Origin of the sequence: Brevibacterium permense, assembly GCF_025506275.1 — a bacterium.
GTDB lineage: Bacteria > Actinomycetota > Actinomycetes > Actinomycetales > Brevibacteriaceae > Brevibacterium > Brevibacterium permense_A.
The window spans coordinates 132584-143266 of the sequence record NZ_QYCP01000089.1 but is presented as its reverse complement, the minus strand read 5'-3'; the positions used below and the strand labels follow the sequence as shown (position 1 = coordinate 143266).

The following is a 10683-nucleotide window of genomic DNA, read 5'->3' as shown; positions in this document are numbered from 1 at the left end:
CCCGTGCCCCGCTTCGACCTCGCCGAGTTCCGGAGTGCGAGCTTGGATGTGCTCGGCCAGGGTGGCCAGCCAGTTCGGGTCGCGTTTGTCGTTGAAGGACCAGTCATCGACCTCATCGGGGCAGCCGAACAGCAGCCCGGTTCCTTCCGGGTGGACGTAGTAGCTGGTGGAGAAGTCGATCGTGAAGGGCATCCTCGACGTGTCGAAATCGACGGGTTCGGAGACCATGATCTCGCGCCGCAGCGGCTTGACCGGCAGGTCGACCCCGGCCATGTCCCCAATGGGGCCGGACCAGGCTCCCGCCGCGACGACTATCTGTTCGCAGCTGATCGTGCCCTGATTCGTTTCCACCGAGGTGGCCCTGCGATCCGTCCCGCCGTCCGTGGCGAATCCGGTGACCTCGCAGTTCTTGACCACCGTGACCCCGCGCTCGCGGGCCGCGGTGACGAAGCCTGCGACGACGGCCTCGGGAGTGCAGTGACCGTCGCCGGGGTTGAACGCCCCGGCCACGAGCCCTTCGGTGTTGACGAACGGGGCCAGTTCGGCCACCTCGGCGAGGGTGAGCATCCGCGAATCCAGACCCATCCGCTGCTGCAGGGCCACATTGTCGGTGAACGCTAGCACGTCGTCATCGTTGTCGAGGAGGAACAGATAGCCGTTGCTGACCAGATCGATGTCGACGCCGAAATCGATCTCGAAGTTCCGCAGCACTTCGAGCCCGCGGGCGGCCAAGGCGATGTTGACCTCGTCGGAGAATTGGCAGCGCACACCTCCGGCGGCCTTCGACGTCGATCCGGCTCCGGGGGTATCGCGTTCGACGATGACGATGTCGCTGACTCCGCGTTCGGCCAGGTGGTAGGCGATGGCCGCTCCCATGACCCCGGCGCCGATGATGACGACGGAGGCTTCGGCGGGCAGGGCTCTGGACGCGTCGGGGACCCCGTCGGTGTTGGGGGTGGTGGTTGATGCGGTGGGGGATTCCACGGTTCACCTCGCTGTCTGCTGCCGGGGCGACCGTCGTTGGTCGCCCCGGAAACGGAGAGTGCCGACGGCGATGTCGGCGTTTGTGTCTTGACTTCATTGTGGTTGCCATCACACTTAAGAACAAGGGAGAGTTTGTGAACATTGTGTTCAAGAAACCTAAAGACAGGAGAGCGCTGCCATGACGTGGACGCTCGGACAGCTGCGGACGTTCGTCGCTGTGGCCGAACTCGGGTCGATGACGCGGGCGGCCGACCACCTCGGCTACAGCGTCGGGGCCGTGTCCCAGCACATTTCAGCGTTGAGCAGGGTCGTCGATTCCGACCTTTTCCGACGTCGCGGCCGCGGGCTCGTCCTCGCTGAAGCCGGGCGTACCCTGCTGCCCAGGGCACGGAATATCCTCGCCGCTCAGCAGCAGGCGGAGATGGCGATGCTCGGCCGGGACTTCCGCAGCGAGGCGATCGTCACCCTTGGCGTCTTCGGGTCGGCATCGACGACGGCGCTGCCGAAGGTGGTGCGGGCGCTGGCCGAGCGCCATCCGCATATCGAAGTCCGGGCGCGGGAGATCAATGTCGAAACCATGTCGGCCGCCGTCATCGACGGGGTCATCGATCTGGGGATCGGGATCAACTACCCGTCCGCGCCGCTGCCGCCGATGCGCGGGCTGCGCTGGGAGGCCGTGGCCGAGGAGGACTTCGGCATCGTCGTCCCCGCGGGGACGTCCCGGCCGAGCGATGAAGATCTGGCCGAGGCGGACTGGATCCTCCCACCGGCCGAGGAGCTCTTCGGCCGCGCGATGCGGTTGGCCACCTCGGGGCTGGGAATCAACGCGAAGGAGACTCATATCGTCACAGACACCGCGGTCGCGTTGGCGCTCGCCGGAACCGGACTCGGCCTGACCCTGGCGACGCCGATCATGATGTCGTTGGGTGGGCCAGACGTCGACCTCCACCTGGCCGCCGAGGCGGGCGGACGCGAGATCATCGTGCTGACTTCTCCGGACCCCAGCGATCCGGTCCGGGCCGTCGCCAAGGTGGTCACCGAAGTCTTCGCCTGAGGTTCCGGCCTAGGATGAGGGCATGAGCTTCGACCATCAGTGGAACAAGGTACGCAGGGCCAACCCCGACCATTCGGCGAACTACGCGCAGCGGTGGCGCGATCTTGCGGCCGCCGGGCATGACATCGGCGGTGAAGCAAGGTTCGTCAACGCCATGGCTCCGCGGGGATCGCGCATCCTCGATGCCGGCTGCGGAACCGGACGGGCCGGCGGACTGCTCATCAATGAAGGACACACCGTCTTCGGCGTCGATCTCGACGAATTCCTCATCTCCGTCGCCGAGGAGGATTTCCCCAGCGGTGAATGGCACACCGGCGACCTCGCCGATTTCGATTTCGCCGGTGCCGGGATCACCGAGATCGACGTGGCCTTCTGCGCCGGAAACGTTCTGTCCTTCCTCGATCCCGCCTCGCGCCGGCAGACCCTGGGCAACATCAAGTCGACCCTCAAGCACGGCGGTCGGTTCGTGTCCGGATTCGGTGCCGGACGCGGGTATGATTTCGACGATTTCATCGAGGACGTCAAGGCCACGGGGATGTTCGTCGACCAGAAGTTCTCCACTTGGGAACTGCGTCCCTTCGAACCCGACAGCGACTTCCTCGTCCTCATCGCCGAAAGGCTGTGAGTCGGTCGATTCGCAATTGCGGCCGAACTAAGCTGGGATCGAACCGTACTGCTGATCAGCTGAAGGAGAATAACCATGATCTTCATCGTCGTGAAGTATGACGTGAAACCCGAAAGCGTCGAGAAGTTCCCCGAAGCCGTTCGGGCCTTCACCGAGGCGACCCGGGCCGAGCCCGGCAACCTGTGGTTCGAATGGTCGAAGAGCCTGGAGAACCCGAACGAGTTCGTGCTCGTCGAGGCATTCACCGATGAAGGCGCAGAACCGCACGTCACCAGCGATCACTTCGCCGCCGGCCTCGAAGCCATGCGCCCGCACCTGGTGTCGACCCCGAAGATCATCTCCCGCAAGATCGACGGTGAAGGCTGGGACGAGATGGGCGAGCTGAAGATCGACTGATCGCCTGCCAGTCCTTCAACTTGGACCGATTGGGCGAATAGACTTCTGCCATGGCGACCAAAGCACAGAACATCGCATCGATCGAAAAGGCCCTCGGAGAACCATGGGCCGACACCCGTGCTCGCCTCGAAGCGGCCGGGGGAGCGTCGGCGAGCCACAAAGAGCTTGCCGACGCTCTCTATCCCCAGTTCGACGGCAGAGTCGACAACCACGGCTGGTGGGTCCAAGGCGCAGTCGTCGCCTATGAGCAGGAGATCGGCCGTCGCGTGCCCGGTCAGCGCGCCGATGGCACCTTCGACGTCGCCGTGTCCCGCACGATCCCCGGCAATCGATCCGAACTCATCGAAACGTTCGCCTCCCTAGTCGGCGATACCCTCAACGAGGTGGCCCTCGACGGTGATCCCCGCACCTCGGAGACGGCGAAGCGCTCCTTCTGGCGGGCAAACCTCGACAGCGGCATCAAGGTCGAAGCCGCCGCCGAGACGAAAAGCGAAGACAAGACCCTTTTCGTTCTCACCACGTCGAAGCTGCCCAGCCCCGAAGCCCTTGAGGAATGGCGGGCCTTCGGCAAGAACTTCCTCAAGCAGCTCTGAACTCTGATCGACCGGCAGCTCTGATCGACTGGCAGCGGAACAGCTCCGACGGCCTCGCTTCGCCTCAGCCGATGATCGGGTTCCAGACTCCGAGCATGTGAGCCGCACCGATCGCGACCGCGCAGACAGCCAGACTGAGAAGCACCGCCACGACATCTCGGACCGCGAAACTCGACCGCCTGCGCCACGTGCGGCTCGGACGACCGAATGCCCGCCCCTCCATCGCCATCGCCAGGGTCGTCGCCCGGCGAATCGAGACCACGAGCAGGACGAACGCCCCGCTGATGAGGCTGCCCGTACGGCGCAGTAGCGAACCGCCGGCGACGCCTCTGGCCCGCCTGGCCATCGCCAGCACCTGCCACTCGCTGACGAGCAGTCCGAGCAGACGCGAGGCCGCCAGTACAGAGACCACAACGACCTCTGGCAGGCGCAGATGCTGAATGAGCGCATCGGCGAGGTCACGCGGATCGATCGTCGATACGAGCACAATGAGCGGGATCGCCAACGCCAGGGCACGGACGAAGATCGCCGCGGCAGCCGTCAACGAACCCGTGGTGAACAGAATCGGACCGAAGTCGACGACCACATCCCCGGTCTTCTCCGCCAGCAGTGCCGTGCCCCAAGCGGCGAGCAGAGCTCCGGCGGGCAGGAACCACAGCCGCTTGGCCGCGGCCACCAGATCGAGTCCCGTCGCAGGCAGAGCCAGCACTGCTGCCAGCAGCACCACCCCGGCAGAGACGAGATCGATGCTCAGCAGCGCCCCGACCATGAGGACGAAAGCCACTGCGATCTTCGTCAGCGGATTGCATCGAGCCAACGACGTTGAACGCACCACGGGGATGAGCTGCCCCGGATCCTCTACGGCGACCTCGGGGGAAGGGCGAGAATGCATATCGAGACTCTCACTCACCGCGATCACCCGCTCTGACATGCGAATCCGACCCACTGGTGCCGGCGTGTTCTGCGCTGCTGCGGTCGCCGAGCTCGAGGAGATCGGCCCCTATGGCCTCGAGGAACGCCTGATCGTGGCTGACCGCGATCACCGCGGAACCGTGTTCCAAAGCATCGAGGAACATCTCCACCAGCCCCGCCCACGTCAGCGCATCCTGACCGAAGGTCGGCTCATCGACGATGAGCACCCGCGGCCGGGGAGCCAGCATCGCCGCCACCGACAGGCGACGCTTCTCCCCACCTGAGAGACTCTGCGGATGAGCCTGTGCCAACCCGGTGAGACCGAGGACCTCAAGAAGCTCATCCATCCGAGCCTGCGACTCGGCGGCAGACCACCCGGCCAGCCGGGGACCCAGCTCGAGTTCGGTCGCCACGCTCGAGGTGAGGAACTGGTGTGCCGGTTCCTGGAAGACCATGCCGATGCGCGCCGCCAACTGCTTCGACGGCCAGGCGAAAGGCCGGGTCCGTTTGGCTCCTTCCCGCAGGGCCGCCTCGGCGAGGACCTGCCCAGAGAATTCGGGCAGCAGACCCGCCAAGGTCAGGGCCGTGGTCGATTTGCCTGCCCCGTTCGCACCGACGATTCCGAGCGCCTGACCGGCACGCAGGCTCAGGTCCAGGTCGGTCGCGGCGGGGGTGGCCATGCGCGGTCGAGCAACGCTGAGTCGATCGGTGCGCAGCAGAACCTCGCCGAGGCGACCCGACGACCTATCGATTCCTGCCGTTCCGCCTCGGCGCGGGGTGGGGGAGTGCTGCGGCATCCAGATTCCGCAGTCGACGAGTGTGTCGTTCAGGTCGGGATCGGAGAAGATCTGCGGGGGCGGACCTTGGGCAGCGATGCCTTCGCGGCCGAGCACGATGACCCGGTCGACGTGATCGATCCACAGCTCGACCCGGTGTTCGACGACGAGCATTGTCGCCTGTGTCTCGGCTTGCACGGTGAGCACGGCATCGCGGACCTCGGTCGCTGAGGCGGGGTCGATATTGGCCGTCGGTTCGTCGAGGACGATGACCTCCGGGGTCATCGCGTGGATCCCCGCCAGAGCGAGCCGCTGCTTCTGCCCGCCGGACAGCGCGGCACTCGGATGCTCCGGCGGCAGATCGAGGCCCAACGCCCGCAGAGATCTGGGGACCTGAGCCTCGATTGTCTCGGCCGGGAGTCCGAGGTTCTCCATCCCGAACGCCACATCATCGCCGACGCGGGAGAAGATCACCTGCGAATCGGGATCTTGGAGGACCAGCCCGGTGCTGCCTCGGCGAGGATCCGGTTTCTCGCCGCCGAGGAGCAGTTCACCGGTGGCCTCACCCGACTCCTCGGGCAGGACACCGGCGACAGCGTGAAGGAGCGTCGATTTGCCGGCTCCGGAGGCGCCGAGCAGCAGCACTTTCTCTCCGGCCGCGATCTGCAGGTCGAGCGGACCGACTGCCGGCTGGTCACGGTCGGTGTGCGTCCATGAGAAGCCGGCGGCCGTGATCGGCAGCGCCATCAGCGCAGACGGCCGGAGGCGAAGGAGCTCAGAGCTCCGGTGGCCGCGATCGCCCGGTAGGCGAACCAGGCGCCGATCCCGGAGATGACGAGGCCGGAGACGATTGCGCAGACGGCGTAGATCGCCTGGAAACCGAACTGCCATTCGGCGTTGTACATGATGTTCTCGCTCACGGCCATGAACGCCGCGGCCAGCATCCCCGAGGCCGCGGTGACCCACAGGGTGAAGCGCTTGTAGCCGAAGGCGGCGAAGACGAGTTCGGCACCGAGGCCCTGCAGCAGTCCCGAGAGCAGAACGGTTGCTCCGAAGTGGGAGCCGAGGACGGCTTCGACGATGGCGGCGATGAGTTCGCACAGGAGCGCGGCACCGGGTTTGCGGATGATGGCACCGGCGAGCGGGCCGGCCAGCACCCAGAGTCCTGCGATTAGGCCGATCGACGGCGGGAATGCCTGGAAGGCGAGCTCGAGGACCTTCCAGCTCAGCGCCAACACCCAGAACACGAGCCCTACGGCGATACCGAGAACGGCGGTGGTGACATAGTCGACCACCCGCCACTGTTTGGATTTCGGCGCTGCGGTGTAGGCGCGTGAAAGGGTGGGGGTGGTGTTCGGCGTGGTGGTTTTCGGCATTGTGCCTCCTCATTTCAAGGAGGGGTGAAGAGTCTCGACTTCCTTCGGCGGTGCTAGCCGCATCAGGTTCGAGGGTCTGCAGCTTCTCCTGCACTCTCAGCGCCCCTGACGGCGCTCCCCTGTCGTAGCCACCACTGTACAACAGGGGAGCGACGCGGAGGCCGGGGTCGGTCATCGAGGATTCACTTCCCGTTCCTCTTCCCGTCGACGGGCCTCGAACGACCGGACACTACTGGTCAGTAGGAATGGGCGGGTGAATACACATCGACTCAAGAGACCGCTCAGTGCCCTGTCCGCCGCTACCCTGCTCGCCGCTCTGGTGGCGGCCCCGGTACCCGTGCGTGCCGAGCCATCTCTCGGTTCCGGAGGATCGACCGCGACCCAGGGCGCGAATGCCGACTCTGCTCAGATTCTCAGCTCGGACCGGACGGATTCGCCTGCCGAGGCGGATGCTGTGAGTGAGGCGATCACCGATCCCGTGTTGCAGGTCGGGGCCGACTCGACGGCGCGCAACCTCTCGTGGATGAGTGAGAGTTCTGGTGGGGGAGAGGTCCGGTGGGCGCCGGCGAGTCAGCTCGATGGCGGAAAGCTTCCGGCCGACGCGGCAACAGCTGAGACCACGGACACCGGACTCGCGACCGACCTCAGACGTCACTTCAACCATGCGAGCATGACCGACCTGAAACCCGGCACCGAATACGCCTACCAGGTCGGCAGCGACGAGGACGGGTTCACTGAAGTGCAGCAGTTCACCACAGGATCGTCCGGAGGAGATGACGAATTCCTCGTCTTCGGCGACCCCCAGGTCGGCGCCGGAGGAGGAGATCCCGACGACGCGGCCGGCTGGGACCGGACCCTGTCCTCGGCAGCGGCCACCGCCGATGACCCGAGCTTCATCTACTCGCTGGGAGACCAGGTCAACTCCGCCGGCAACCAGGAGCAGTACGCTCAATACCTGGCACCGGAAGTGACCCGGACGATCCCGCAGGCGACGACGATCGGCAACCACGATGTGTCATCGAAAGCCTACGAACAGCACTTCAACCGCCCCAATGTCAGCCAGGACCACGGCGGTGGCGGCATCATCACTTCCGGCGGCGACTACTGGTTCATCGAAGACGGAGTCCTGTTCCTCAATATCAACTCGAACAGCCCGGACATGGATGCCCACGCCGAATTCATCGACGAGATCGTCGCCGAGCACGGTGACCAGGCACGGTGGACTGTGCTCGGATTCCATCACTCGATCTATTCGACGGCAACCCATTGGAGCGACCCCGACGTGAAGCGGCTGCGGAAGGCGATCCCTCCGGTCGCGGCCCGCAACGACATCGACCTCGTCGTCTCCGGCCACGACCACATCTATAACCGCACCTTCCTCATGGACGGCGAAGGCAAGCCCGTTGAGGGCTCCGAAGCGGGAACCGAGGAAGAGAAGGAAGACGGGCAGACGCTCTACCTCACGCTGACCTCATCGTCAGGGTCGAAGTTCTATGAATACGTTCCCGGCCTCGACTGGGAAGGCAAGAGCGTCCACAACGACGTGCCCGCCTTCACCCGGGTCCGAGTCAGCGACGAAGCTCTGCGGGCGACGACCTATGAGGTGCCGGTAGTCGGGGCACCGGCCGACGGCGCACGCGCGGAAGCGCAGGCCGCAGCCGAGCAGATCGACGACGTCGAACTCAGGCGCGCCGAGGCGGAAGAACCGGCCCCGGATGACGATGCGGAGACCGACGCCGCGGCGGGTGCTGATGATGCAGGTGCAAATGATGACGCCGACAGTGCAGGAACGAGCGACGACGCAGACGCAGGTGCCGAGGATGCCGGAACCAGCGACGACGCGGACGCAGGTGCCGATGGTCCGAGTGCAGATGCCGACACTGGTACGGGTGGCACCGCCTCCGACAGCGCCGGCTCCGACGGTGCTGCCTCGGGTGGTGTCGGGTCTGACGGTACCGACGACGGGAGCGGATCCGAGGCCGGCACGGCAGATGCCGGCACTGCCGACTCCAGCGCCGAGACAGATGCAGCCGAGGCAAACGGTGCAGAAGCGAACGCCGCAGGAACGGGCGATGATTCGGATTCATCCGGGACCGCCTCGGCGAGTGGAGATGGAGACCTGCCCCGCACCGGCGGTGGGCTCGCACTGCCCTTGGCTGTCGGCGCGGGGGCGCTGGCACTCGGCGCGGCACTCCTCGTGGTGAGCCGTCGCCGTCGACGTGCCGGACTCAGCTGATCGGCACAGTCTTGCTGATCAACCCGGCGCTGTCGATCAGCTCGGAACCACCATGACCGGGCCCTCGGCGTGGTTGAGGACTCCGCGCGAGACGGATCCCAGCAGAGCGCTGCGGATCCGTCCGCGCCCACGGGTGCCCATCACCGTCAGCTGTGCGCGGGAGCTGATCTCGACGAGAGTCTCCTTGGGATCGCCGACCGGCACCGAGGTGGTCACCGCCAGATCCGGGAACTGCTCCGCCAGCGTCCCGGCTTCCTTCTCGAGTGATTCGGTCAGCTGCCTCTGTCGACGCGCAGTGACCTCGGAGCTGAGTTCGAGGTCGGGGTACCAGTAGAGCCATTCCTCACCGGCCGGCAGCACCACGACGAGTTCGAGCTCCGTGCCGCGTAAGGCGGCCTCGGCGGCTGCCGTGAACATGGCGACCCGACCGGTGTCGGAGCCGTCGACGGCGACGACGACCGGGCCTGTGGCCGCGAATGCTGAAGTCGACCTTTCGGAAACGACGATCGTCGGGCAATGAGCGTGGGCAGGCAGCGCCGTGGACACGGACCCGAGGACTCGACCCATGAAACCGCCGCGGCCGCGGGCGCCGACGATGACGACCTCGGCATCGGCACTGAGCGTGACGAGCGCACCGGCAGAGTTGCCGGGTGCGGTGCGGAAGGATTTCTCACCGGAGTAGTCGCGCAGAAGTTCGACCGCCTCGGCGAGGGTCTTCTCTGCTACCTTCTTCGCCTTGTCATCCTCTGGTTCACTGGGGATGGAGGCCATATTCGGATAGATCATCGTCGGCAGCTCATAGGCGGTGACGACGGTGAGAACCGTACCGCGGCGTTCGGCCTCGACTGCGCCGTAGCGGACGGCCTGGGCGGCGAGTTCGGAGCCGTCGAAGCCGACGAGGACGCCGAGTTCGAGGTTGAGGCCGGATTCGGACGAACTGGTTTGAGCAGACATCTCGCACCTCTCGATCGGGGCCCGTTCAACCCAGACGCCGACGACGGCCCCGACTGGCGGTATCGTCCGCGTCGCATTCAGTCTACCAAGACATTTCTACAAGATGTAGAAAAAACGTGGGGTGAGAGGGTTCGTCTCACCCGGGCATAAATCTGGCTCAGACGTGGAAGCCCAGATGCGCCAGTGCGATGCGCAGGATATGGTCCTGGCCGTAGCGGAGCTCGCCGACGATATCGGGACGCAGGGTCTCTTCGGGGGTCAGCCAATCGAGGCTGAGGGCATCGGCTCGCGGGGTGCATTCGCCGCGGACCTCCATGATGAAGCACATGGCGATCGCATGCTGGCGCGGATCGTGGAGAAGGGCCGATCCCTCGGTGGGGAAGTACTCGGCGATGTGGAACGGGCTGATCGCAGGCGGAATGACCGGCAGCGCCATCGGGCCGAGGTCGTTCTCGGCGTGACGCACCAGTGCGGTTCGGATCGTCTCATGGAAGCGGATCCTCCCGCCTACGACCTCTCGTCCGAGGGTGCCGTCCTCGAGGCTGCGCAACAGCAGGCCAATGCGTTCGACATTGCCGGTCTCGCCCACCCGCACCGGGATGGCGTTGACATAGGGGATCGGCATGCGCCTGCGCAGGCGCGCGTATTCCGCGTCGTCGAACCAGTTCTCGTCGAAGTCCAGGGCAGTCCGAGTCATGACCCAATATTCCCACAACCATCCCTCGCGGCAGAAGAGTATGGAGACCCCGTTGGTGAACTGGGACACGCTTCGGGTAA

Annotated in this window: 11 protein-coding genes and 1 riboswitch; of the genes, 5 read left to right on the top strand and 6 right to left on the bottom strand. The window is 65.6% G+C overall.

Annotated features, from left to right (window positions below; translation table 11 throughout):
• The coding region (locus D3I60_RS11480; RefSeq protein WP_262776413.1) for an NAD(P)/FAD-dependent oxidoreductase at positions 1 to 984 on the bottom strand (984 nt) is incomplete at its 3' end.
• 178 nt (positions 985 to 1162) lie between these two features.
• Between D3I60_RS11480 and D3I60_RS11475 the strand changes: the two genes are divergently transcribed.
• From D3I60_RS11475 to D3I60_RS11460, 4 genes are all read left to right on the top strand, one after another.
• Positions 1163 to 2038 (top strand): LysR family transcriptional regulator, encoded by an 876-nt coding sequence (locus tag D3I60_RS11475; protein WP_262776411.1) that lies wholly within the window; start codon positions 1163 to 1165, stop codon positions 2036 to 2038.
• 22 nt (positions 2039 to 2060) lie between these two features.
• Positions 2061 to 2663: a class I SAM-dependent methyltransferase gene (locus tag D3I60_RS11470; RefSeq protein ID WP_262776409.1), complete on the top strand. Its 603-nt coding sequence runs from the start codon at positions 2061 to 2063 to the stop codon at positions 2661 to 2663.
• Positions 2664 to 2738: 75 nt separating this feature from the next.
• Positions 2739 to 3059 carry a putative quinol monooxygenase gene (locus D3I60_RS11465; RefSeq protein WP_262776407.1) on the top strand — a complete coding sequence of 107 codons (321 nt, stop codon included), beginning with the start codon at positions 2739 to 2741 and terminating at the stop codon, positions 3057 to 3059.
• 50 nt (positions 3060 to 3109) lie between these two features.
• A complete protein-coding gene (locus tag D3I60_RS11460) occupies positions 3110 to 3652 on the top strand; it encodes a hypothetical protein (RefSeq protein WP_262776406.1) in 543 nt (180 codons plus the stop codon).
• 64 nt (positions 3653 to 3716) lie between these two features.
• On the opposite strand, the gene D3I60_RS11455 is transcribed toward D3I60_RS11460, so the two are convergent.
• Genes D3I60_RS11455 through D3I60_RS11445 form a run of 3 tightly spaced genes read right to left on the bottom strand, consistent with a single transcriptional unit; the run spans position 3717 to position 6716 of the window.
• Entirely contained in the window at positions 3717 to 4544 is an 828-nt protein-coding gene (locus D3I60_RS11455) for an energy-coupling factor transporter transmembrane component T family protein (protein ID WP_262776405.1), read from the bottom strand.
• Positions 4545 to 4554: 10 nt separating this feature from the next.
• Positions 4555 to 6087 carry an ABC transporter ATP-binding protein gene (locus tag D3I60_RS11450; RefSeq protein WP_262776403.1) on the bottom strand — a complete coding sequence of 511 codons (1533 nt, stop codon included), beginning with the start codon at positions 6085 to 6087 and terminating at the stop codon, positions 4555 to 4557.
• Positions 6087 to 6716, bottom strand: coding sequence for an ECF transporter S component (locus D3I60_RS11445; protein ID WP_262776402.1), 630 nt, complete (start codon positions 6714 to 6716; stop codon positions 6087 to 6089). Before D3I60_RS11445 ends, D3I60_RS11450 begins: the two co-directional genes overlap by 1 nt.
• A gap of 22 nt (positions 6717 to 6738) precedes the next feature.
• A riboswitch (TPP riboswitch) is annotated at positions 6739 to 6847 on the bottom strand.
• Between the two features lie 122 nt (positions 6848 to 6969).
• On the opposite strand from D3I60_RS11445, the gene D3I60_RS11440 reads away from it, so the two are divergent.
• A complete protein-coding gene (locus D3I60_RS11440; RefSeq protein ID WP_262776400.1) occupies positions 6970 to 8952 on the top strand; it encodes a fibronectin type III domain-containing protein in 1983 nt (660 codons plus the stop codon).
• Between the two features lie 36 nt (positions 8953 to 8988).
• Here the strand turns inward: D3I60_RS11440 and D3I60_RS11435 are convergent, their stop codons facing one another.
• Positions 8989 to 9906, bottom strand: coding sequence for a universal stress protein (locus D3I60_RS11435; RefSeq protein ID WP_262776399.1), 918 nt, complete (start codon positions 9904 to 9906; stop codon positions 8989 to 8991).
• Positions 9907 to 10063: 157 nt separating this feature from the next.
• Positions 10064 to 10603, bottom strand: a complete 540-nt coding sequence (locus D3I60_RS11430; RefSeq protein ID WP_262776398.1) for an NUDIX hydrolase family protein — start codon at positions 10601 to 10603, stop codon at positions 10064 to 10066.
• Positions 10604 to 10683 lie beyond the last annotated feature (80 nt).